The sequence below is a fragment of the Leeuwenhoekiella aestuarii genome, assembly GCF_004104055.1.
Classification (GTDB): domain Bacteria; phylum Bacteroidota; class Bacteroidia; order Flavobacteriales; family Flavobacteriaceae; genus Leeuwenhoekiella; species Leeuwenhoekiella aestuarii.
This window is the reverse complement of record NZ_QOVJ01000001.1, coordinates 544193-568222: the sequence shown is the minus strand read 5'-3', so window position 1 is coordinate 568222 and position 24030 is coordinate 544193. Positions and strand designations below refer to the sequence as shown.

16 protein-coding genes are annotated in these 24030 nt (G+C 40.1%); 11 read left to right on the top strand and 5 right to left on the bottom strand.

Going from position 1 to position 24030, the window contains the following annotated elements:
- Positions 1–991 precede the first annotated feature (991 nt).
- The 11 genes from DSM03_RS02550 (at position 992) to DSM03_RS02500 (ending at position 17838) form a co-directional block, all read left to right on the top strand.
- Positions 992–1570: a hypothetical protein gene (locus tag DSM03_RS02550; RefSeq protein WP_128763056.1), complete on the top strand. Its 579-nt coding sequence runs from the start codon at positions 992–994 to the stop codon at positions 1568–1570.
- Positions 1571–2077: 507 nt separating this feature from the next.
- Positions 2078–2506, top strand: a complete 429-nt coding sequence (locus tag DSM03_RS02545) for a hypothetical protein (RefSeq protein WP_128759424.1) — start codon at positions 2078–2080, stop codon at positions 2504–2506.
- Between the two features lie 813 nt (positions 2507–3319).
- Positions 3320–3571 carry a hypothetical protein gene (locus DSM03_RS02540; protein ID WP_128759423.1) on the top strand — a complete coding sequence of 84 codons (252 nt, stop codon included), beginning with the start codon at positions 3320–3322 and terminating at the stop codon, positions 3569–3571.
- Positions 3572–3633: 62 nt separating this feature from the next.
- Positions 3634–4458, top strand: coding sequence for a hypothetical protein (locus DSM03_RS02535; RefSeq protein WP_128759422.1), 825 nt, complete (start codon positions 3634–3636; stop codon positions 4456–4458).
- Between the two features lie 163 nt (positions 4459–4621).
- Complete coding sequence (locus DSM03_RS02530; RefSeq protein ID WP_128761796.1) at positions 4622–5704, top strand: DUF4062 domain-containing protein; 1083 nt, start codon at positions 4622–4624, stop codon at positions 5702–5704.
- 333 nt (positions 5705–6037) lie between these two features.
- Positions 6038–10102 (top strand): T9SS type B sorting domain-containing protein, encoded by a 4065-nt coding sequence (locus DSM03_RS02525; protein WP_128763055.1) that lies wholly within the window; start codon positions 6038–6040, stop codon positions 10100–10102.
- A 79-nt stretch (positions 10103–10181) separates the two neighbouring features.
- Complete coding sequence (locus DSM03_RS02520; protein ID WP_128761794.1) at positions 10182–10736, top strand: hypothetical protein; 555 nt, start codon at positions 10182–10184, stop codon at positions 10734–10736.
- A 69-nt stretch (positions 10737–10805) separates the two neighbouring features.
- Entirely contained in the window at positions 10806–11207 is a 402-nt protein-coding gene (locus tag DSM03_RS02515; RefSeq protein ID WP_128761793.1) for a hypothetical protein, read from the top strand.
- Positions 11208–11289: 82 nt separating this feature from the next.
- Positions 11290–15618 carry a CusA/CzcA family heavy metal efflux RND transporter gene (locus DSM03_RS02510; RefSeq protein ID WP_128763054.1) on the top strand — a complete coding sequence of 1443 codons (4329 nt, stop codon included), beginning with the start codon at positions 11290–11292 and terminating at the stop codon, positions 15616–15618.
- Positions 15619–15628: 10 nt separating this feature from the next.
- On the top strand, positions 15629–16795 hold the full coding sequence (locus tag DSM03_RS02505; protein WP_128763053.1) for an efflux RND transporter periplasmic adaptor subunit: 1167 nt from the start codon (positions 15629–15631) through the stop codon (positions 16793–16795).
- A gap of 53 nt (positions 16796–16848) precedes the next feature.
- Positions 16849–17838 carry a glycoside hydrolase family 43 protein gene (locus tag DSM03_RS02500; RefSeq protein ID WP_128763052.1) on the top strand — a complete coding sequence of 330 codons (990 nt, stop codon included), beginning with the start codon at positions 16849–16851 and terminating at the stop codon, positions 17836–17838.
- Between the two features lie 52 nt (positions 17839–17890).
- Here the strand turns inward: DSM03_RS02500 and DSM03_RS02495 are convergent, their stop codons facing one another.
- From DSM03_RS02495 to DSM03_RS02475, 5 genes are all read right to left on the bottom strand, one after another.
- Entirely contained in the window at positions 17891–18655 is a 765-nt protein-coding gene (locus tag DSM03_RS02495) for an SDR family NAD(P)-dependent oxidoreductase (RefSeq protein ID WP_128763051.1), read from the bottom strand.
- A 102-nt stretch (positions 18656–18757) separates the two neighbouring features.
- On the bottom strand, positions 18758–19693 hold the full coding sequence (locus DSM03_RS02490) for a helix-turn-helix domain-containing protein (RefSeq protein ID WP_201740396.1): 936 nt from the start codon (positions 19691–19693) through the stop codon (positions 18758–18760).
- A gap of 46 nt (positions 19694–19739) precedes the next feature.
- Positions 19740–20888, bottom strand: a complete 1149-nt coding sequence (locus DSM03_RS02485; protein ID WP_128763049.1) for a lycopene cyclase family protein — start codon at positions 20886–20888, stop codon at positions 19740–19742.
- 50 nt (positions 20889–20938) lie between these two features.
- Positions 20939–21406 (bottom strand): thioredoxin family protein, encoded by a 468-nt coding sequence (locus tag DSM03_RS02480; RefSeq protein ID WP_128763048.1) that lies wholly within the window; start codon positions 21404–21406, stop codon positions 20939–20941.
- A gap of 141 nt (positions 21407–21547) precedes the next feature.
- Positions 21548–24001 carry a TonB-dependent receptor gene (locus DSM03_RS02475; RefSeq protein WP_128763047.1) on the bottom strand — a complete coding sequence of 818 codons (2454 nt, stop codon included), beginning with the start codon at positions 23999–24001 and terminating at the stop codon, positions 21548–21550.
- Between the last annotated feature and the right edge of the window lie 29 nt (positions 24002–24030).

The following is a 24030-nucleotide window of genomic DNA, read 5'->3' as shown; positions in this document are numbered from 1 at the left end:
TTTGGACTCAACGAGCATTTCTTTCGTTTGGAGCTATGCCCCGATAGATGCATCTACAGAATCTTCTAACCTCTTAGGATTTATTTTTCAGTGTAAGCATCGGTTCCCCCTCAAATTAAAGGTATGTGGAAAGCCAACTAAAGTTTTTTAAACAAGCATGTTTGGGGTTGCGCTGCGAACGACAACTATACGCCATACCTCTTGACAAGGCCTTACAAATGCCTTATATTAGCAGAGTTAAGCCAAGGCATTTATCTTAACCGCACAGCCCAGGATAGGGGAAGGCTCTTTTTTTATAAGTTAGCTCTCTAAAGAGCAGCTTGCTATACGACCTGCATCGAGTACTCCGTGCTGCCATTATACCATTTTAAACATTTCCAAAACTCCATTCACCCAAGGTTCACCCGTAGTTCACCCGAGGTTCACCCGCGTTTCACCCGGGGATAGCGCATAGCAAAGGCAGGGTAACGGTATGCTAACGCTATGGGAAGTATAAGGCTGAGGTCCTATTCTAATAGCCACGGATGCAAGGCTACCTTTTCAAGAAACGCAATCCCTAAAAGTCCCAATACGATAAGCTGTTTTAAATGGCATGTACTTGCAGGCAATTGCACGGTCTCGCATACTGCAGCATCCTTTTACATACTATAGCCTACTCCCGCATAGCAATTCGATTTTTAGAGGGGTTTGCTTCGAGTCTCGTTCGGGTATCCTTCGAGAGAGCTTCGGAAAAAGGGGGTGTTTCTCGAACAAGACCCAGACAACACCCGAACAACACCCGAAGAAAACTGGAAATACAGTCGAACCAAAAGGTACTTTACGGGGATTTATCACCTTTTTTATTTTAAATCAGGAGATTAAAGGATTCTGTAAATAACTTCTAAGACAAAGGTCTATTTTTATAAATGCAACTTTAAAGTGTTGATGTCCCGACGAAAACTTTGATAATCAACTATATTTGTGTGAATATAACAAAGTTGGCAAGCATTAGATGAAAACGTGCGTAAAAATAATATTTACGATTTTAATTGTTTTTTGTTCTTGTCAAAGAGCGAAAAAAAAAGGAAAGGAATTGATTGAAAAATCAAAAACCGAAATTGCTGATGTTTCAAAAAGAGCTTGGAAAAAATCAGTGAATTTTGCCTTCAACTCATTTTCATCGACTGAAAGAGTAAATTTAAGCGATATATATTCTGACGATAATATTCCAGAAACGGACGAAATTAAAAGTGTTCAAATAAATTTTCCACCTAATTTCTATTCCTGTTATTTTAAATACAAATCGGACAAAACAGAAATTTTAGAGTTTCTATCGAATTTAAAAACTAAACATTCTGATATATCTGACGCAGAAACCGAAAAGACTGACGGAAGTGAAATGAAAAAGAATTTGGAATTTATTGAGCGTGAAATGCCTGAATTTAAAAAAGAAATTTTATTTTTTTACGAAATTAAAAATATAGAGAATATTGAATTCTATCGTTGCAATAAATATCCAAATGCAAATTATCTCGCTCTTGATATTGACAAAGGAATTATATATCATTTAATAGAAAAATATTGGGATTAAAAATAACGATTTGCCAATACCGGTAGTAGTTGAAAAACCCCTTAACTAGTTAAAAAACGTATTCATTTAAAGCTCCCGACGCCTAAGGATTAAGCGGTTTTCTTGTTTTGTACATTCTTAATTAGCTAGATAAAGTCCCTTTAAAATGGACTTACATTCCTGATTTAAGGTCTTTGTAATCTTTAAATATAAACCGAGCATTCCCGCTCCGCTTTTTACCCGTTTTGGTGTGAACTTGAGGTACTTTTTGAGGTTATAAGCAATGGCGGAGCGCTACATTTGTTAGCCTGTTTTAATCTCAGGCTATTTACCTTCTAAAGCTTTATAAAACCATTTGCGTATGCGGTATGGAAAGCTAATTGATATCCAATACTCGCTTTTTATTGGCTATCGAACACGCTTCAGCTACTTTTAAAGAATAAATAGTTGATTTTGAGACAGATTTCCATTGTGTGTAATTTGACGCAACCACATCGAAATTTGAACATCTATTAGAAAAATAAAATTATGAAAAATTTGATTTACGTATTCATTTTGGCTTTAGGAATGATTTCTTGCAGTTCAGATGACCAAACAAGAATTGATAACTCAGATTTAATTGGAGATTGGAATTGGACAAATACTGATGGAGGAATTGGATTTCATATCCACGAAACTCCAGAAACAACAGGAAAAATAATCCACCTGAATTTAAAAGGTAACTATGAATTTTCAGTAACCGAAAATGGAACTGAAATATCAAATGGAACTTATGAGTTAATTATGAAAGAGTCTATTTACTCTGGAAAAATGGAAAGACTTATTCAATTTCCTGAAAACGAACAATATTTAGGGTTTGTGAAAACTGGAATAATAAATAGTTACAAAAACGAAAAACTCAACATTTCTGACAACAATGCTGATGGAATTGGAAGTGAATTTGTAAGAATTGAATAAAACTGCACTAAATAGCTTGCCTTCGTGAGGCCCGTACAGCCTGTCCCGTTGCAGAACGGGAGCCTTGCATGAACGCCGTGTTGACTGAACCGGTTGGTTGTCTGTTTGTCCGCTATAAGCCAACAGAGGCATCCAGGTAGCATCAGCACACTTAGGACTGATGCTTTTGGCTTACAACCTGAAAAGGCTGTTTAATGTTTGGGGTATTCAATGCTCTTGATTGCGTTATAGCGTACGTTTTAATGCTCATTAAGGCCTTTAGAAAACGTATGAGGTAAACTACAGTCTTAAAATAAAGACATTCCAATATTCGCTTTTTGTTTTGGATATCGCAGTCACTTCAACTACTTTTATAAACAGGTGGTTTTGAGACAAACTGCCGTTAGCACCAATATTCACGAATCTGAAAAATAAGTAAAACTTAAATAATGATAAAGTTATCTAATACTGTAAAAATCACGGGATTAATTTCTATCTGTTTATGGATAATTGGGAGTATTATCTTATTCAATGAAAAAAATGGTAGAGCCACTATGGTCCTTACTGCTGTAATTATAATAGCTGGATTGTATGCCCAAATAATTAAAGAAAGAAAAGTAAATTCGGAACATTAAGGCAAATTTTATTTTAATAAAAAACGCAACTTGTTGTTCTCTCTGAGTATTATAGTAGGACAAAATAATATTCATTGGGAACCGCGAAAATAAAGTACGTTGTATAATAACTAAGCATTCGTGCAGCCGGTACAGCCTGTCCCGTTGCAGAACGGGAACCCAGCATGAACCGTGTTGACTGAACCGGTTCTCTGTCTGTTTGCACGCTATAAGCCAACAGAGTTATGCAGGCAACATCGGCAGACTTAGGACTGATGCTGATGGCTTACAACCTGAAAAGGTTGTTCATGCTTTAAATATCCCTCAAGACAGCTATAAAACACAGCTTCTTGCGCATTTTAAAGCTATTAGAGGGCTTGAAAAGGCTTATGGGCCAATTATACCACGTGAAAATTCAAAACAACTCATATGCAATTTTGTTGGATATCGCAGCCACTTCAACTCCTTTTAAGCAATAAACAGGTGGTTTTGAGACAGACTGACGTTGGCAACAATATGAAAAAAAATTAACCAATGAAATTTAGATTTGGAAATTGGAGAATAGATTCTAAAAGTCTTGTTAGAATTCATTGGAAAAAATACTATCCAAAACTTGTCGTCCACGAAAAATTTGAAAAGCACGTCAAATGGATAATGCGGATTTTAACCGCAATAGGAATTATAACAAGTTTTCTTATACTTCCTTATTGGGCGGGAATTGTAATAACACTGTTGCTTTTTGGAATTGAACAACTTTTTGAACATACAATTTTCGAGTATTCTATAATGGCATTACAACCATTTCCTGATTTTGACATTGAATACGACCAATGGTTGACTAACGGATACTTTCTACTCAATCCAGAAATTGATGACCACGAAGGCTATCTAAATTATTTTGGACCAGCATACGCTGACAAAGGATACGCAATAAAGTTTTTTAATTATATCCGTTCTTGGAATCAAAATAAAGATGTTGACGAAGAAAATAACATTTGCATTTCTTTTATAATAGAAAGTGACGTTAGTTATTCAACTTATTTATATGCAAATACCGAAAGGAAATGGCTCGACCCTATGTTTGCGAATTATAAAGAGTCAATGAAATTAGAAAAGTATGGTAAGCAACAACAAGAATTAATTCTTCAAATGGTATTTTGGAAAAACTTAAAAATGAAAGAAGGAATGTTCTTTCACAAATTTAGGAATCAACAAAAATCTAACGAACCATTTTATTTCGCACCTTTTGTAGCAGAAACATCACAACCAATTGAGGAATTAAAAGTATGGAAAACACATTTTAAAATAAAAGGACGTTCCGAACTGACACCAAGTGAAATTGAATATCACCATAAGTAAAATACTGTTGCCAACACAGTATATAAGCTATGGCTTGTTAAGTCCTCACTTGGAAAATCCTGCAGATTTTCCCAAGCCAGTTTTTATCAGGAAAGGTCTGTGCCGAGACACGCCACAGCTCATATACAAACAAGTTGGCTGTAATTAAAAACAACACAATATAATGAAACCAAGAATATTTTTAAGCTCAACATATTTTGATTTAAAGCACGTAAGGGAAAGACTTGAAAGGTTTATTGAAAATTACTATTTCGAACCAGTCTTGTTTGAAAGCGACAATGTTGTTTTTGAACACAATAAACCCCTTGATATCTCTTGTTATAACGAAGTTAAATTATGCCATATGATGGTATTAATAATTGGAGGAAGATATGGTTCTATAATATCAGGAGAAAACATTGAAGAGAAAAAACAATCTTACAATAGTGAATACATCTCAATAACAAGAAAAGAATTTGAAACTGCTCAAAAACTTAATATTCCGATATTCATATTTGTTGAGAAAAATGTCTATGCTGAATTCCATACCTACAATAAAAATAAAGGCTTTTTTGACAAAGAAAACAATTTCAAATTCGCTCACGTAGATGATGTTAATGTTTTTAAGTTTATTAATTTAATTAAAGGAATAGCAATAAAGACATTTGAAAAAGTAGAAGATATTGAAGGATATTTAGGTAATCAAATTGCTGGTATGCTTTACTTGTACTTACAACAACTTCAGGATAATAAAGAAGATGAAAAGATTTTAGATTCAGTTTCTGAATTAAAAAGTATATCAAAAAGAATGAATGAAATGCTTGTAGCGGTTGGTAAAAATGTGATACAAGATAACGGCTTTGACGATGTATTATTTAAACAAAATGAAATATTGGTTGAATTTTTTGTTGACCAATTTATAGACAACATTAGGTTTAAAAATGATTATGATATTACGGAACCTGAATTAAAAAAAGTGATTCAGCTTTGTATGAATACAATTCTAAATCCAGATTTCGTTTTATCATTGGAGAATAAAGATTTTGACTTTATCTGGCCAAAAGTCGACGATAAAGAATTAGAATTCAAAAATCAAATTTTAGAAATAAACAAAGCTTTACAGATTGAAAACTTCAATTATTATAAAACCTATTCAAACTATAAAAAGATAGCTATGATAATTAAAGAGGATAAAAGATTAGAAAAATTACTTAGGGAAAAACTATCTAGAGATTTGAGTCTTGAAATTACAGGTCTTCCCTTCTAAAATAACTACAGCCAACACCGGTAGCCGTTGCACAACCCCATAATTCTAAAAAAACGTATTCATTTAAACCTAAGGTAGCTATCGGGATGAGCGGTTTTTTTAGTTGTAGACAGATTGTAAATCAACAAACCAGATTTGTTAAATAAGACCTTCCCGCTTCCCGTTGATTCTAAGCCCAAGTAAACCATTGTTCTTATACTAAGGGTTTGATTTTCAAAAAAATAAAAAATAAGTCTCGGTTTTTGTTTAAATTTAGGTATTAGGTATAGAAATAATTTATCCACTATAAAAGCGTTATCTCTTTGCAATTAAATGAATTAGCCCCGTATCATTATGAGCAAACGTCTCCTTCTTCTTGTTGTATGGGTATGTTTTACAGCACATACGTTCGCGCAACAGGTTAGTGTTAGCAGTCCTCAACCTGCTGATAACCTGGTTAATCAACTCTTTAACGATGCCTGTGCTGAGGTTTCTAATATCTCCATTTCTGCTACACAAGCCGGTGGAATTTTCAACAATAACGGTGGTGCTTTTCCATTAGCAAATGGTGTTGTCTTACGCACCGGTAATGCACAATTTACGGCGGGCCCCTACACAGACACTAATTTGAGTACCCAACTCAACACCAATAATGATGCATACCTCCAAAGCTTGAATGAGGCTACCGGAAACGGGGCTCAAATTGAAGAAACTACATTTCTTGAATTTGACTTTATACCGCTTTCCAGTAATTTTAGTTTCGATTTTATTTTCGCATCTAATGAGTATGGCGAATGGCAATGTGCTTCACAAGATATTGTAGCTTTTGTATTAACAGATTTGAGCACCGGTCAGTCTCAAAACCTTGCTGTTACTCCTTCTGGTGAATCCATTTCGGTCCGTAATATTAGAGATAACCAGAACAATCCGGCTTGCAGTTCGGTAAATCCGGAGCTTTTTGACTCGTATGAAGTCTCTAATGCCCAATCGGCTATTAATATGCGGGGGTACAGTGAGGTTCTTAATGCTTCTTCAACCCTTACTCCGGGAACCTCGTACACGATACGGATCGTTATCGGGGATTCTAACGATACCAATTTTGATTCAGCGATTTTTCTTGCCGGTGGAAGTTTTAATACGCGTGTAGATCTTGGACCAGACCTCACCTTATGTAGTGGTGATGTGGCTGTTTTAGACACGGGTCTTGACGCTTCAATTTATGCACACAGGTGGCTACGTAATGGTACGATTATTCCAGGGCAAACGGGAAATAGTATTACCGTAAACCAAAGCGGAACATATACGGTACGGGTAACAAATAAGGGTTGTGTCATTACAGACGAAGTGATTGTTAGTGAACTTTCGGTAACCGAACCTTCAGATATAGAAGCATGCGCAAATGGCGGTCAGCCTTCGGCATTTGATCTCCGTGTAAATGATACAGAAGCACTGGGATTGAACGCTGATCAATTTGATGTTGTGTATTATGCGTCACTTGCCGATTTAAATGCAGATCAACCTATAGCAGAAAATGAGACAACTGCATACCCAAGCACAGGAAGCCAGACTATTTATTTAAGATTGCGCAATACCAATACCGGTAGTTTTTGTGATGCTACTTATGATTTTGAACTGGATGTATTACCCGAAATAGCGGTTTCAGAACCGAATCCTTTACGCGTGTGCACTCCTGAAGGAAATGATGTTTCTGTAGATTTAACACCGATTAATAATCGTATTCTAGGCAGTCAGAATCCGGCTCTTTTTCAAATAACCTATTATGCATCTGAGGCAGATGCGAATAGCGAGACTGACCCTGTAGAATCACCCTATTTAGTTTCTGGAGGAACCGCCACAACGACACTCTGGGCACGTGTTTCTTATGTTGATCAGGATACCTGTTATGAGGCAGTAGCCTTTGATATCATGATCAATGATTTGCCGCCAGTAGATCAATTAGGAAATGTGATAACCTGTAACGCCTATGAGTTAGAAGCACTCACAAATGGAGACTATTATTCAGGATCTAACGGTTCAGGTATTCAATACAATGCCGGTGATATCATTACTGAAGATACGGTTCTGTTTATTTACAACGGCCCCGATGCCAATGGCTGTAGCAGTCAGTCTTCGTTTAGTATCACATTTGTTTCAGAATATGACTTGGGTGAAGTAGAGGCTTGTGGCGCATTTGTAATTCCACCTACTCCTGCTGGTGCTTTTTATACCGAATCAGGAGGTCCTGATGGAACAGGTGTGCGTTTGAACACAGGTGACGAACTCACTAGCAGTCAGACAATTTATTTTTATTTTAGAGAAAACGGGTCTGTGTGTAGAGATGAAGCATTTAACATCATTGTGTATCCGCTTCCACCTGTTGATATGCCTTCAGATGTAGTGGCTTGTAACAGTTTTATGCTTCCGGCATTAACTGAAGGAGCTTACTTTACAGAGCCTGATGGTGGAGGGCTATCTTTAAATGAAGGTGACGAGATAACCACGACCCAATCAGTATATATTTATAACTATGATAGTACAACTCAATGTAGCAATACCTATGAGTGGCGTATTTTTATAGTTCCGGAGTTTAGCGATCTGCAAGTATGCGGTTCTTATACGATCCCTGCTGTAGAAGAAGGTGCTTTTTACACTGCGGCAATGGGAGGAGGCTCTTCAATACCAGAGGGTACTCAAATTACAAGTTCACAGCGCATCTATTACTATGTGAATACCACGGCAGGTTCTAATTGTACTGATAATTCATTTTTTGAGCTGGATGTTATCGCCATCCCCGAGGTTGATACCTTATCAGATCAATTATTGTGTGAGGGAGAGACTTACACACTTCCTGCATTAACCGATGGAGAGTATTTTGAAGAATCTGCAAGGGGAGGAACACAGTACGTTCCGGGCGATGTTATTGACGCAACGCAAACAATATACATCAATAATGAAGTAAGTATTTGTCAAAGTGAAACTCAATTTACGGTTGAAATACGCCCCTTATTACCCGTTGATAATTTAACCTTTGTGTATTCGTGTGAGGCGTATGTTTTACCGGAATTAAATGACGGCAGGTATTTTACAGAACCTCAGGGGCAGGGAATGGAACTTGCTTCAGGAACCGAAATTACCCAAACCCAAACGATCTACGTTTATAACGCGTACGAGGACTTTCCTTCGTGTTATAGTGAGAATACCTTTACCATAAATATCTTAGGAGTAGAAGTTGAAGAGTTTGAAGATGTGGCGAGTTGTGATTCCTATACGTTGCCTGCTTTAATTGAAGGTGATTATTTTACGGAATCTGGAGGTCAGGGAACTAGGCTCGCTCCGGGAGATGTTCTTACCAGTACACAAGAAGTATTTATTTATGCCAGAAATGGAACGCGTTTTTTCTGTGAAGCTGAAAGCAGCTTTACGGTTACTATTTCAGAAACACCAGTCCTGGTTCCTGAACCTGATGTGGAGCAATGTGGAAGGTATACCTTACCAACATTGCCTCAGGATGTATTTACTCAGGGATATTATTTGGGTCCTGATAAACAGGCGCCCATTGATCCTGCTGAATACGAATTGGTACCGGGTACGTATACCATTTACAAATATGCCGAGGCTGCTGATAATCCGGATTGTTTTGCTGAAGATGTCTTTGAGGTGATCGTTTATCCCCTGTTAGATTTTACAGTTGAAGGTGGAACCGTCTGCCGAAATGCAGAGACCGGAGCGGTTGAAAGTCCGGTGGTATTAGATTCTGGTTTAAATCCGTCAGAATTTTTAGTGAGCTGGTTTTTAAACGAACAGTTGGTTGGTCAGGGGCAAACCTTCACTGCTGAAGAAGCAGGTATTTATACCGTTTCAACCGAAAAAATAATTCCTGAGGTGGGAGCTGCCTGTAACTACAACCCCACAACAGTAGAAGTGTTTGAGTCTGCAGAGCCTATTTTTGAAGCAGAAGTCACACAGCCCTTTGCAGAAGTGTCAGCTATTGAGATTACTGTTGTTTCTGGTTTTGGAGAATATGAGTACCGTTTAGACGATCAGTCTTTTCAAAACACCCCGGAATTTATAAATGTTGCTCCCGGAGTTCATACCGTTACGGTTAGAGGGGTGAAGGGTACGTGTGGAGAAGCTGTGTTAGAAGTTCAGGTGATTAATTACCCGAAGTATTTTACCCCCAACAACGACGGGTATCATGACACGTGGAATATAACTTCATTAGAGGATCACCCCGAAGCACAGATCTTCATATTTGATCGCTTTGGCAAGTTGATAAAAAATATCGCACCCACAGGACCCGGATGGGATGGGACTTATCGCGGCAGAAATATGCCTTCTGATGATTACTGGTTTAGAGTAGCATATACTTTTGAAGACGAACCGGCAGAATTTAAAGCGCATTTTACATTGAAGCGATAATGTATGGATTGAGTAAAGCTTTAATTTATATTTTTAGTAAACGGAACATTTATTGAGGTGGTATTTCTAAATTCAATTTATGAAACACCTGTATTCCGTTCTTGTCTTCTTGCTTTTGACCAGTTGTATTCCCTATAAATTCGCTCCTAAAATAAAAGGAGACCACGTTCAGCTTGCAAAGAAGTTCCATAGAAAATTACCCAGACAGCACGCATTTATTTTTGAGGATACTAAAAAAGCCGGGGAGTTTTACGATTATCTGTTTTATAAATTAAGACCGGATCCCGATTTGCATCCGGATGATTTCGCCTATAATTTACCTGCTGATATTCATGGGATAAAAGGCTATCTCACCTTTTATGAAGTAGAGCGCTCCTCAAACACACTCAATTTAATTCCGTTAGTAATCGACGCTGCGCTCGAGGTAAACGATTATGATGCTCTTTTAGAAGACACCTATGCGAGTAGAACCGGTCACTGGTATATTGTGATGATCTTGAGAGATGAAGCGGTAAAGGATATGTTGAATCCTGAACACGAGCACTATAAATTGGCAAAGCAATACCTGAGTGACCTTAAAAAAGAATACCTCAATACCGCTAATTATGAAAGCTTATTGCTGACCGGGCACTAACTACTTATATTAATTATAAATACCAATGGCCAAGTAAATTGTTTTCAATTCTTAAGTAACTTTGCGACGATGTCAAAATTAGTTACCTCAATATTGTCGATAATGCTATTGACCCAGAGCTTCAATTTGAGCTTTGGTGATTTTTTGCATTTAGAAGATTTGGTAAATCATTATGAGTACCATCAAGAGACGTTTGGGGATGATGTTTTTTCATTTTTAAATAAGCATTATGGCGAGCTCAAAGCAGCCCATAATTTAGAACATCAGGAAGAACGGGAAGATCACGAGAAACTTCCGTTTGAGCATCAGCATTGCTGTATTCATAGCGTTGTTGCTTTTTTAACTGATTTTGAATTGTTACCAGAGCCCAAAACGATTCCTTTAGACCAGACAACTTCTAATTTTGCTTACCGGGATTCCTATTCTTTTTCGTTAGTAAACAGCATTTTTCAGCCTCCTAAAAACGTATAGATCTCTTACCAGATTTAATTCTTAGAGTGCATTTGCGTGTTGTAAACGCCACCGCTCTAATTCACGTTTTTATATTATTATCATGCTTAATGCTATTATAAATTTTAGCATCAGGAATAAGTTAATTATCCTGTTGCTGACTGCTGCGATCATTGCCTTTGGGCTATACTCACTTTCTCAAATTTCTTTGGGTGCTGTTCCTGATGTTACTAACAATCAGGTGCAGGTTATTACCACTTCAGACAATCTCTCTACGGTAGATATGGAGCAATTCATCACCTATCCGGTTGAATTGGAAATGGCCAATTTACCAGGGGTGAAAGAAATTCGTTCGGTATCTAAGTTTGGTCTTTCAGTAGTCACTGTCGTTTTTGAAGACGATATGGGGACCTACTTACCGCGCCAACTTTTAGCCGAAAAAATCAAGTCTGCTTCAGAAAAAATCCCTTCCAGTTTTGGAACCCCGCAAATGGGTCCTATCACAACCGGTCTTGGTGAAATTTATCAATACGTCCTTGACGTAAAACCGGGTTATAAGGATAAATACTCGGCAACAGATTTGCGTACGATACAAGACTGGGTGGTTAAACGCCAGCTTTCGGGTATTCCCGGAGTGGTAGAGATCAATTCCTGGGGAGGTTATTTGAAGCAATATGAGGTAGCCATCAATACCCAAAAACTCAATGCGATGGGTATTCTGGCAGCTGAGGTTTTTGCTGCATTAGAGAAAAACAACAGTATTGCCGGTGGCGGTTATATTGAGAAAGCCAATCAATCCTATTTTATACGCGGTGAAGGCCTTGCTGGCTCGCTAGAAGATATAGAAGATATTGTGGTGACTAATCACGAGGGCATACCCGTGTATGTCAAAGACGTTGCGACTGTAGGGTTTGGTCACGCGACACGGTTTGGCGCAATTACCGGTAACGGTGAAGGGGAGAAGGTTTTGGGGCAAATAATGATGCTTAAAGACGCTAGTTCTAACGAAGTTATTAAAGCGGTAAAACAACGGGTTAGTGAGATAGAATCTTCCCTCCCCGAGGGTGTTTACATCAATGCTTTTTTAGATCGAAGTGAACTCATCGCTAAAACTACATTTACCATTGGCGAGAACTTAATTTTAGGGTTTCTCATTGTGATTTTTGTTGTGATTTTGCTTCTTGGAAACTGGCGCAGCGGACTCGTAGTGGCTTCGGTCATTCCCTTATGTTTGCTTTTTGCACTGGGAATGATGCATATTTTTGAGGTAGACGCCAACCTGCTCAGTCTGGGTGCTATTGACTTTGGGATCATCATAGACGGTGCCGTGATCATTGTAGAATATGTGGCTTATAAAATGGCACAAAGCCAACAAACGCTTCAAAAACGGTCTTCAAAAGAAAAACAGGATATCAAGAATGAAATCACGCGCGAGGCTGCTTCTACGATGATGAATTCAGCGGTTTTTGGGCAATTGATCATTCTTATCGTGTTCATCCCTATTCTTTCTTTAAGTGGGGTAGAAGGTAAAATGTTTATACCGATGGCATTGGTGTTCAGCTTTGCTGTAATGGGCGCGATGTTGTTGTGTTTTACCTATGTTCCGGTAGCAGCATCCCTGTTTTTAAAAGCCGAAACGCCTTCAGATCGAAACACTTCTGTACGCCTGGTGAATTACTTAAAGCGTCACTATGAGCGCGTTATTCACTGGGCTTTAGACTCCAGAAAATTAGTTATAGGTCTTTCCGTAGGGCTTATGGTGATTGCGGCCTATATTTTTACGACTATGGGAGGCGAGTTTGTACCGCAACTGGATGAAGGGGATTTTGTGATACAGCCTATATTAAAAACCGGCACTTCCCTTAGCGGAACTATTGAACGCACTACCCAAATTGAAAAAATACTGCTCGATAGTTTTCCCGAAGTTAAGCAAGTGGTTAGTCGTATTGGTGCGGCAGAGGTCCCTACAGACCCGATGTCTATGGAAGACAGTGACGTGATCATCACGCTTAAAGATAAAAGCGAATGGGTGTCTGCGGATTCTAAAGACGAACTTGCAGCGCGTTTTAAAGAAGCCTTGAGTATAATTCCCGGAATGGAAATTGAGTTTACTCAGCCGATCGAAATGCGTTTTAACGAACTCATCACCGGCGTGCGGGCAGATATCGCGATTAAGATTTTTGGTGAAGACCTGGAGGTGCTCAATCAAAAAGCAAATCAAATACGGGATCTCATCGCTGATGTTGAGGGAGCGGCAGACATTTCGGTAGAAAAAGTTACCGGCCTGCCGCAGATGAGTGTCAACTACAACCGCGCTAAAATCGCCCGCTACGGATTGAATATTTCGGATATCAATGATCTTATTAAGATGGGTTTTTCCGGGGAAACGGTTGGGAATATTTTTGAAGGGGAGAAGCGTTTTGATCTGGTGGTGCGTCTTGAAGAATCACAACGAAAGGACATAGATAATCTGCAAAACCTGTATGTAGATACCCCAATGGCTGGTAAAGTGCGCTTGAGCGAACTCGCTGAGATCAGGTATACTAAAGGCGCAGCAAAAATATCAAGAGATGATACGCGGCGGCGTATTGTAGTCGGTGTCAATGTGCGTAACCGAGATTTACAGTCTGTAGTAGATGAAATTCAGAAACGCGTAAAAGCCAATATTAAGTTACCTGCCGGTTATACGATTGACTATGGCGGACAGTTTGAGAATTTGCAGAGTGCAACTTCCAGGCTTCAAATTGCAGTGCCCGTGGCACTCTTACTCATTTTTATCATGCTGTATTTCGCATTCAATTCGGTTAAAGAAGCGTTGTTGATTTTTACGGCGATCCCACTTGCTGCTGTAGGCGGAATATTTTTATTGTGGTTGCGCGATATGCCTTTTAGTATCTCTGCAGGAGTTGGTTTTATTGCCCTTTTTGGTATTGCGGTGCTCAACGGTATTGTAATGCTCGAGCATTTTAAAGAATTGAAAAAACAAGGGATAACCGATATGCACGAACTCATAACACGCGGTGCAACAGATCGCCTAAGAGCAGTACTATTAACAGCTACTGCAGCAGCATTAGGCTTTTTACCAATGGCAGTTTCTACAAATGCGGGTGCCGAAGTGCAACGTCCGTTGGCTACAGTGGTAATAGGTGGACTGATCTCGGCAACGTTGCTTACGCTGGTAGTCTTGCCGGTTCTGGTGTCTTGGTTTGATAAAGAATTGAAAAATGAAGGCAGTATGCGTTTAAAAAATAAAACAACGTCAAGCTTACTTATTCTTATTTTAATGGGTGGTTTTGCACAAGCTCAGGAGGTAAGTGGTTTTGAGCAAGTCAAAGAGTTGGCTTATAAAAATAATGCCGGTATCAAAGCTGCCGGGTTGCGAACGGACGCAGCAAGCGCAGCGATTGGCAGTGCGTTCTCTTTTGATAAAACCGAAATCTATTATCATTATGACGAAAACAATCTGGCTACAAACAACAGACCTATTGATGTTTTTGGGGTTAGTCAGTCGTTTGCGTTTCCTACAGTTTATTTTGCACAGGCAAAAGCAAATAAGGCCAGTTATACCGTTGCTGCAACCCGTGCAGAACTCGTAAAATTAGAACTGGAGCGTAGTTTGGCTAATGCGTATTACACCTTGCAATATGTAAACGAAAAGCTTCAGCTGTATGATGGATTAGACAGTATTTATCAAAATTTTGCCTATGCGGCAAAGCGCCGGTTTGAGCTGGGCGAAAGCAATTATCTGGAGAAAATTTCGGCGCAAGCCAAACAAAAAGAAATAGAAACGCAACGTAAACAAATTGGCGAAGAGTTTCAGGCTGCTCAAATACATTTGAAGCAGTTGGTACAGGTAGATACGCTTTGGGTCAGACCCGGGCCTATTCAACGCCTTTTACCCACTAGCACGCAAGAAAACAGTGCAGTAGCTAAGGCGTTTTACGATTCTAAAATAGATCTGGCCGAAGCACAGCAAAAGCTCAGTAGCCAACAACTCTTGCCAGATCTGACCGTGAATTATTTTCAGGGATCTAATGACGGATTAGATAAAAACCTGATTGGGTATCAGTTTGGAGTGAAGATTCCTTTATTCTTTTCTGGTGCTTCCAGCCGTATAAAAACGGCAAAAATAGAAGCCCGGGCGGTAAGTCAGGAGGCAGCAAATTATAAAATTCAGCTTCAGGCTCGAATTACAGGTCTTCAAAGCGATCTTAATAAATATGCCGAAAGCCTTAGGTATTATGATACTGAAGGTAAAGCGCTGGCCGACGAACTCGAGAAAACAGCGGTTTCAAGTTATAAAAACGGGGAGGTGAATTTCTTTGAATACATCCAGATTTTGCAGCAGGCGTATAATATCAAACTCGCTTACCTGGAGAGTCTGCATCAGTATAACCAGACCGTTATTCAACTCAACTATATGCTACTTTAAAGACATAATGATGAAAAATTCAATACAAATACTCGCGCAAATTAGTCTGATGATTTTGATGATAAGTTGCGGAACTAAAGAAAAACAAGGGGATACTACTGAAGCATCTCTTGAGAATCAGGCAGATGTTACGGTAACTCAGGCACAATTTAAAAATGCAGGGATGACCCTTAGCACTATTGAAGAAACTACATTTCCAGACTGGGTTGAGGCCAGTGGAATGATCGATGTTCCGCCAGAAAACAGGGCGGTAATAACTGCATTTATGGGCGGTTATATTAAAGATAACCCGCTGTTGATAGGTGATGCGGTCAAAAAAGGACAGGTTTTGATAACGCTTGAGAATCCTGAGTTTGTAGCCATTCAGCAGCAGTTTCAGGAATTAGCAGAGCAGCTTAATTACCTGAGATCTGAATATGAGCGTCAACAAGCTTTAGTTGAAGAGAACATCACTTCTCAAAAGAGTTTTTTAAAGGCAGAAAGCGACTATAAACGCAGCGTAGCTACCTATACCGGCTTACGTAAAAAGTTACAAATGCTACACATAAGTCCGGAACGTGTATTACAAGGTGATTACACATCTCAGGCCCGTATCTATGCACCGATTACGGGTACCATCGCAGAGACTTTTGTGAGTAAGGGAAGCTATGTTTCGGCTGCAGATCCTATTATGGAAATCGTAGATATAGATCATATTCACCTGGAGCTTAAAGTGTTTGAGAGCGATATGCTTAAAGTAAAAAAAGGACAAAAAATTAAATTTAAAATCCCTGAATCTTCCAATACTTTTTACGAAGGCGAAGTGCATTTAATCGGGAATTCGTTGAATCAGGAAGGTCGAACGGTTACCGTTCATGGGCATTTAGAAAACGAGTCAACTACACCTAATTTTGCAGTAGGCATGTTTATTGAGGCACAAATCGAAACCGGAGAAAGTACTGCGATGGCACTTCCGGAAGAAGCTGTTGCGAATCTGGGGGATGCCTATTATACTTTACAATTGCAAGAGCACGAGCAGGGAGCTTATTTTTTTAATAGAGTTGCGGTTGAAACAGGTAAAACACGCAAGGGCTTTGTTGAAATTAAAAATGCAGCCGATTTTCCTAAGGGGGCTCAATTCTTAGTTAATGGTGCTTTTGAACTCATTAAAGAGGGTTCTGAGGGACACTCACATTGATGGATCTAAATTAAAATCAGTAAGTTTCAGGGTATTTTGATACCGTTTTTGATATGAAAAAAAGTTTAGTATTGGTTTTAGCGCTTTTTATGATTGCAACAGTTTTTGGGCAGCGATTTAAAGCAAAAAAGAATATTCCCTTAGATGCTATTCGGTTGAGCGACCCTTATATTTTAGCGGATGAAGCTTCACAAACCTACTATATGACCGGTACAGGAGGAAAGCTCTGGAAGAGTAAAGACCTTAAGTATTGGGAAGGACCTTTTAAAATAACAGATACAGACCCTGATTCGTGGATGGGACCCAACCCGATGATCTGGGCAGCAGAACTGCATCAATACAAGGGGAAATATTATGACTTTGCGACGTTTACGAATCGGGAATTAATGATTGATACCGTAGATGGAAACCCAATAGAACGTCGCGCCAGTCATATTTTAGTAAGCGATACTCCAGACGGTCCCTACAAACCCATGGAAGATGAGAGTTATTTGCCGGCACACAAACCAACACTTGATGGGACATTTTGGGTTGACACAGACGGAAAACCCTATATGATCTATTGTTGGGAATGGTTGCAGAACGGCAACGGTACGATGGAAAAAATAGAACTGAAACCCGACTTAAGCGGTTCGGTGGGAGCAGGAGTCTTGCTTTTTAAAGCCAGTGATTCACCATGGAGCCGCGAAAAAGACCAGAATGGAAAGGATAAGAAAAGTAAAGTAACAGACGGTCCTTTTGTATTCAATACGGAAACCGGAAAACTGGGGATGATCTGGACCAGCTGGATTTATGATGAATACGTTCAGGGGGTCGCCTATTCAAAAAGCGGTACGTTAGATGGCCCGTGGATTCAGGAAGAAGAACCCATTACACCGCGTAATTTTGGCCACGGGATGTTATTTACCTCTTTTGATGGCAAGGATTTGATGGCGGTTCACAGTCACGAAGTGGTAAATGGAAATTATCATAGGGTTCCGCATTTGTTTGAAGTAGACCTGTCTGGTGATACCTTAGAGGTTGTGGGGCCCTACAAGCCTTAATAAAAAGGAGGTGTTGATTTGATCAACACCTCCTTTTTTATTTTTAAATGGTTTAAAGCATCATTCCTCCTGAAACTTCAATACGCTGACCGTTAATCCAGCGGGCTTCCGGTGAACATAAAAAGGCAACGACACCTCCTATGTCTTCCGGTAAACCGGCACGCCCTAAAGCGGTCATACTTGCAACCATTTCGTTAGTCTTTGCATCATCGCGCACGTGACCATTACCAAAATCGGTTTCTATTGCTCCCGGTGCGACCACATTTGCTGTGATTTTACGATCTCCCAACTCTTTTGCCAGATAACGTGTAAGGACTTCCACAGCACCTTTCATAGAGGCATAAGTTGAAGATCCCGGTAGGCTAAAACGCGCTAAACCAGAAGATATATTGATAATGCTACCACCATCATTCATAAATGGAAGCGCTTTTTGAGTCAGAAAAAATACGCCTTTGTGATGAATGTTTACCATCTCGTCATACTGCTCTTCTGTCGTTTGCATAAAAGGGGCATATAAAGCAGTCCCTGCATTATTTATTAAAAAATCAAAATTTGAGTTGCCTGTTTCTTCTTTTAAGTGCGTTGTAGCCTCAGCAATAAAATTAGCAAAGCTTGCTACTTTAGCGGTGTCTAACTGTAGCGCTAATGCTTTTTGACCTAGAGTATTGATCTCTTTTATCACTCCATCTGCAGCTGCTTTGTTGCTGTGGTACGTAAATAGAATATCGGTTCCTTTTTTGGCAAGGCTTAAGGCCATATTTCTTCCCAAACCGCGACTTGCACCGGTTATTAGTGCTATTTTGTTTCTAGTTTCCATCTGTATTTTTTTAGATTAAAAGACAGTACAAAGGTCTTAGAAATGCAGTTGCTTTAGTTGCAAACATCAAAGGGTTGTTTGCAAAATTCAAATCATAAGCCTTCAATTTCTGAAATGGAGCGGAGAAAGATTGGTTTGTTTTTTAAAGAAGTTGGAGAAATGCGCCACTTCTTCAAAACCTAAACTAAAAGCAATTTCCGAAACGGTCCAGTCGGTTTGTTTAAGCAGGATTTTTGCTTCCTGAAGCATACGCTTGGTAATGATCTCTGTGGTCGTGTTTCCCAGGTTTTCTTTTAAAACTTTGTTGAGGTGATTTACGTGAATAGCAAGGCGTTCGGCATATTGTTTTGCAGAGCGTAAGCTAAGTCTTTGGTTGGGTGATTCTATCGGAAATTGACGTTCTAATAACTCTATAAATAGAGAAACAATGCGTTTAGCAGCATGTTGCCCTTCCTGGATTTGATGCCCAGGTTTAAGTTTTTGACCGTAGTGAATGAGTTCAATCAAATAAGTGCGTAGCAAATCGTATTTAAACTCGTAATCTGAGTTTATTTCTGCTGTCATTTTATCAAAGATCCCTGCGATTTCTTGGGCCTGTTCATCAGTAATTTCAAATACCGGAAGACTTCCAGGCTTAAAGATAGGCAGTTGATCCAGCTTGATACCGCTTTTACTTTGCATCAAAAAAGCATCGGTAAAGACACAAAAGTTGCCTTGCTGATTTTCATCAAGCGGTACCCAGTGATAGGGTACTTTTGGAGTGGCAAAAAGCAACGCGTTAGCATTGATCTCGATGACCTTATCTGCATATTCGGCCCTGTTTTTCCCACGAATAAGACTTATTTTGTAATACGCACGCCGGTTGTAAGGCATCTGATTGTTCTTCTTGACTTCGCTGATGGTTTCTGCGATATCAAAAATGTTGAAGTGTCCTATTTCTTTATGAATCTCAGGCGGCAAAATGCTATTGAGATCTTTACCGGTAAAGGCTGCGGCTTCTTTGTAGAAATCCTCAAGACTGGTATTCTTAATATCCATCACTTCGATTAGTTGTAAAAATCAAAGATAAACAAATGCGTAATGCTTATTTGAGGTGAAAAAAAGACTTGATGAATTCTTGCTTCGGCAGACTCCAGATGATTTCCAGATCTTCTTTTAAACTACTCGTGCCGTCCAGAAATCGAAAGATTTTAGCAATATCATTTTTTTTGAACATCTGCGTAAATAAGGCAGCACCCTGCTCATTTTTGCGGTACAGGACGTCCAGAAAAAGTTTGTCGTACCAGCGGTAGCGGTCGTTGATGTTGAATTTACTAAGATTGGTTTCCTGTTTCAGAAAGGCTACAAGTTCGGCGGTACGCTTCAGGGTATAGCTAAAAGTAAATCCGGTACTGCCCCGCGTCCAGCCCCCTGCCGTGCCTATATGCATCAGGTTTTTGGTGTTGTGCTGCTCAAAGGGGTAGGCGGTCATCGGGATGCAGCCGTTCTCGGTGGCCGTGATTTCATATTCAGATGCGCCCAAAGCTTCCATATAATCTTCAATAGCGGCTTCATATTCCGCATCGGGCAAGAGGTGTTCTGAGAACAACGTGTATTCTACCAGCGCTTTATTAGAAGCGGTGGGCAACACATACATAAAACGGGTATTTCCGCGTTGCGCAATGCTAAAATCCATAAAAGTCGCGACTTCCGGTTCAAATACGTGCTCTTGCGTGCGCACTTCCCAACCGATAAAATGCTGCTGTAAAACCGGGAATTGCGTTTGATTTTTTAGCCGTTCCGGTGGAAGGATACTGCTAAAAACCTTGGTCGCTTTATAGGTACTTTGTGAGGTAGTGACTTCAACTCCGTTCTCTGTTTCCGTCAGGTTCTGGAATGCTTCCGTTTTAAAGGTAACTTGCTTAGAAGCCGAAAGTGTTTTAAAAACGGACTCGTAAAAATCGATTCCCTCTATTTTGTTATAGCTGTAATTTTTAAGCGGAATTTCAGCCTTAAAAATTTCGCCTTTAAACAAAATCGATTCCCATTTTTTAGAAATAATCGCATCCCAATCCTGCGTGTTTTCGCTCCAAAAGCACCAGGTGCGGTCGTTGGTGTTTTTGTCGCTTTTATCGAGAATTAAAATAGACTTATCCTTAAAGTATAGATCACTAACTACTGCTTTGGCCAGCATCAATCCGGAGAGGCCGGCGCCCAAAATAATGTAATCGTAGTCTAAAGACGTGTTTTGCATAGCGGTTTAAAGCTAGAACTTATTCAACAATACCGCAAAATCAAAGGTGTTTATTGTTCCAAAATTTTTAAGAGCTCCGAAGAAGTATAGTACTCAAAAACGCGCTGTTTTAGTGCAAATTGCTCATCAAAAAATAAGGTTACCGGTAAGGAAAAGGATTTCTCAGGACGGGAGCCCAAAAGCAAAGCCAGGTCGTGCACGCCGTTGCGTTTGGTCAATGCCTGCCGGTTTGTAAAGGTTTGCCCGTCAAACCGAATGGTATCTGTCGTTTCGGCGTCCATACGAACGGTGTAATATTCGGCATTAATTTTTTTGATCACCTCGGGTTTTGTAAACACGACGCGGTCTATTTTTTTACAGTAAGCACACCAGTCTGCGTGAAAAAAGACAAAGGTCTTTTTCGGTTCTTCATTTAAAGCGTCTTCCAGTTGCTCCCAGCTCAGCCAGTTGATTTGCTCCCGGTCCTGAGCTGCAAGGTTTCCGCAGGTAAGAAAGAGAAATAGGAGTATTTTTTTCATAGTAATCCAGTTTAGCTCGTGCGGCCCGCACTTTTAGCCGGTGCAGCTCGCACTTTTAGCCGGTGTGGCTCGCACTTTTTGCCCGTGCGGCTCGCACTTTTTGCCCGTGTGGCTCGCACTTTTTGCCCGTGCGGCCCGCACTTAGAAGTCGCCGAAGCGAATTCCAAAGAAAACAGAACGCGGTCGGTTGGGTCCGTAGATATAGTCAGAATCCCGTAAAGCCCCCAGATCAAAATCTTGCTGATAACTGTCAAAAATATTCTGAACCCCACCGCTAAACTCCACGTGTAGGTGTTCATCAAGATCCATATGATAGGTAAGTTTTGCGGCCACATCCATAAAATCAGGAGTTTCTTCAAGTTTAATAAACCCCGTATCGCTAATTACGTGTGGGGCCAGCATCGTCCCTGTATAGCTTCCGGTAAGGTCAACATTAAAAGACTCGCTTACGGTCCAGTTGGTATTGAAAAAGCCGTAGACATTCGGAGACCGTACAAACTGGTCGGTTACCACATCGGTTTCCGTAGGACTGGTTCCGTCAGCTTCAAAAAGAACCTGATCTTCATCGTAAATGGAGCGTTGCCAGGTAATTCCAGCCTGAAATAACAATGCTTTACTGGGCGACAGGTTAAACTCGATAGTGGTCCCGGCAACGTAAGCGCCGCTGCCGTTTCGGGATTCTTCTAAGATAGAACCATTAGGTAAAGAAGTGCCCGTGCTTACCAGCATAAACGGATTTTCTAAGGTGGTATAAAAACCTTCTACAAGCAAACTCGTTTGAACTTTCTTAAACTCCTTGCTGTAATTTAGGGAGGCGGTATAGGCGTTAGAAAACTCGCTTTCTAACGCATCAGAGAGAATCACAAAGCGTTGTTCGCCGCCCACAGAACTGATGTGCAAATCTTCATTAAAAGCCTGCGGCGCTCTAAATCCGCGAGCGTAACCACCCCGGAACTGCAAGTCTTCTGTGAAATTATACAATACCGTTAACCGCGGACTCAAAACTGTTTGTGTTACGTCTGAAGTTCTGTTGATATCTTGTATCTGGTAAAAGCCATCTACGTCGATGTGATCAAGACGAGCTCCTATCAGTGCTGTAAAACGTTCTAAAGGTTTCCACTCGTATTGGCTATATAGCCCAAAGCTATTCACGTTTTGATCTACGATGCGGTTGTAACCGGGTATGGCATCTTCGGTATCGTTGAGTTGGTATTCAAAACCCGAAGTAAGCACATCGTTATTCTTGAAATTCCGTGTGAATTTCACTCCGGAAACAAAAGCCAGATCTGTTGTTTTTCCAAAGGCATTATTGGCTGCAGTTGAGTCGGCACGGGTGCGGCCACCGCCTAAACCTCCATAATAACTATCGCGATCGGTATGCTGCACCGAAGCATACGCCGTCAAATGAGTGGTACGGTCGTCAGTAAATAACTCATAATCCACACCCGTAAACAGGGTGTTGTGATCCAGTTCTTCAGTGATGTCTGTAAACTGGGGGGCGAGTTCAATGCGATCCCCGCCGCGACGGTATTCTTTAATCGCAGTAAAGTCAAAGCCTAACTTACTGTTGTCGTTAGGACGATAAAATGCTTTAGCACCTAGTGAATTGTTAGTCAGTTTTGTGATCTCACTAAAACCATCATCATTAGCATCATAAGCATCGCGGTTGCGGTACATGCCGTAAAGCGTTACACCTGTGCTGAGGTCTTCACTCACAATAGACGCGTTGAGATTAAGGCTTCGGTCGGGGGTTGTCCCGTCAATAAGTCCCAGATTGCTGTTTACTTCCCAGCTGTTATTAACCGGTTCTTTGGTGATGATGTTGATGGTTCCTGCAATGGCGCTGGAGCCAAAAAGCGCCGAGCCCCCACTGCGCACCACTTCAACACGGTCTATGATGCTTACCGGTATTTGTTCCAACCCATAAACGCCATTTAAGGCACTAAAAACCGGGCGACTATTGAGTAAGACCTGAGTGTATTGACCGCCCAACCCATTAAGGCGAACTTGTGTAAAACCGCAGTTTTGACAATTGGTTTCTACCCGAACTCCGGGCTGGTAGTTGAGTCCGTCTGCAAGCGAGATGGATTGCGTTGCTTTAAACAGTTTCGGACTCAACACATTGACGATTACCGGAGCTTTCTTTTTGCTAAGCCGATTTCGGGTGGCGCTTACTACCACTTCTTCAAGACCCAGAAGATCAGGTTTTAGTGTGAAATTTAAAGGAGTATTCTGGTATTCAGAAGGAATTAGTGTTTCCCGAAGTGTTTTAAATCCTATTGCCTGAACGATCAACGTTACAGATTCATCAGGCAATTCCAATTCAAAGTTTCCATCTCCATCTGCTGAAAATCCCATGCTTGTGTTGCTGATGAGAATGTTTGCAAAGGGTATGGGATTGGCTCCATCAGAAACCTGACCCTTTACGCGATAAGTATTATTTATAGATGCTGAAGCTTGACCTGATGCCAAAGGTTGCTCCTTGCTGTTGACATGTTGATTTGCCTCAGGGTGATTAATTATGATCTTTTCCTGAGCGAATATGCTGGTAAATAATCCAAAAGAAAGAAGTATAAAGGTAGGTTTAATAAGCATTTGTGGATTTTCAAAAATAAAGTTTAGGC

Excerpts from the sequence above, each read along its gene's own strand:
- DSM03_RS02550 (WP_128763056.1), top strand. The coding sequence starts at position 992 with ATGAAAACGTGCGTAAAAATAATATTTACGATTTTAATTGTTTTTTGT.
- DSM03_RS02545 (WP_128759424.1), top strand. The coding sequence starts at position 2,078 with ATGAAAAATTTGATTTACGTATTCATTTTGGCTTTAGGAATGATTTCT.
- DSM03_RS02535 (WP_128759422.1), top strand. The coding sequence starts at position 3,634 with ATGAAATTTAGATTTGGAAATTGGAGAATAGATTCTAAAAGTCTTGTT.
- DSM03_RS02530 (WP_128761796.1), top strand. The coding sequence starts at position 4,622 with ATGAAACCAAGAATATTTTTAAGCTCAACATATTTTGATTTAAAGCAC.
- DSM03_RS02525 (WP_128763055.1), top strand. The coding sequence starts at position 6,038 with ATGAGCAAACGTCTCCTTCTTCTTGTTGTATGGGTATGTTTTACAGCA.
- DSM03_RS02520 (WP_128761794.1), top strand. The coding sequence starts at position 10,182 with ATGAAACACCTGTATTCCGTTCTTGTCTTCTTGCTTTTGACCAGTTGT.
- DSM03_RS02515 (WP_128761793.1), top strand. The coding sequence starts at position 10,806 with ATGTCAAAATTAGTTACCTCAATATTGTCGATAATGCTATTGACCCAG.
- DSM03_RS02510 (WP_128763054.1), top strand. The coding sequence starts at position 11,290 with ATGCTTAATGCTATTATAAATTTTAGCATCAGGAATAAGTTAATTATC.
- DSM03_RS02505 (WP_128763053.1), top strand. The coding sequence starts at position 15,629 with ATGAAAAATTCAATACAAATACTCGCGCAAATTAGTCTGATGATTTTG.
- DSM03_RS02500 (WP_128763052.1), top strand. The coding sequence starts at position 16,849 with ATGAAAAAAAGTTTAGTATTGGTTTTAGCGCTTTTTATGATTGCAACA.
- DSM03_RS02495 (WP_128763051.1), bottom strand. The coding sequence starts at position 18,655 with ATGGAAACTAGAAACAAAATAGCACTAATAACCGGTGCAAGTCGCGGT.
- DSM03_RS02490 (WP_201740396.1), bottom strand. The coding sequence starts at position 19,693 with ATGGATATTAAGAATACCAGTCTTGAGGATTTCTACAAAGAAGCCGCA.
- DSM03_RS02485 (WP_128763049.1), bottom strand. The coding sequence starts at position 20,888 with ATGCAAAACACGTCTTTAGACTACGATTACATTATTTTGGGCGCCGGC.
- DSM03_RS02480 (WP_128763048.1), bottom strand. The coding sequence starts at position 21,406 with ATGAAAAAAATACTCCTATTTCTCTTTCTTACCTGCGGAAACCTTGCA.
- DSM03_RS02475 (WP_128763047.1), bottom strand. The coding sequence starts at position 24,001 with ATGCTTATTAAACCTACCTTTATACTTCTTTCTTTTGGATTATTTACC.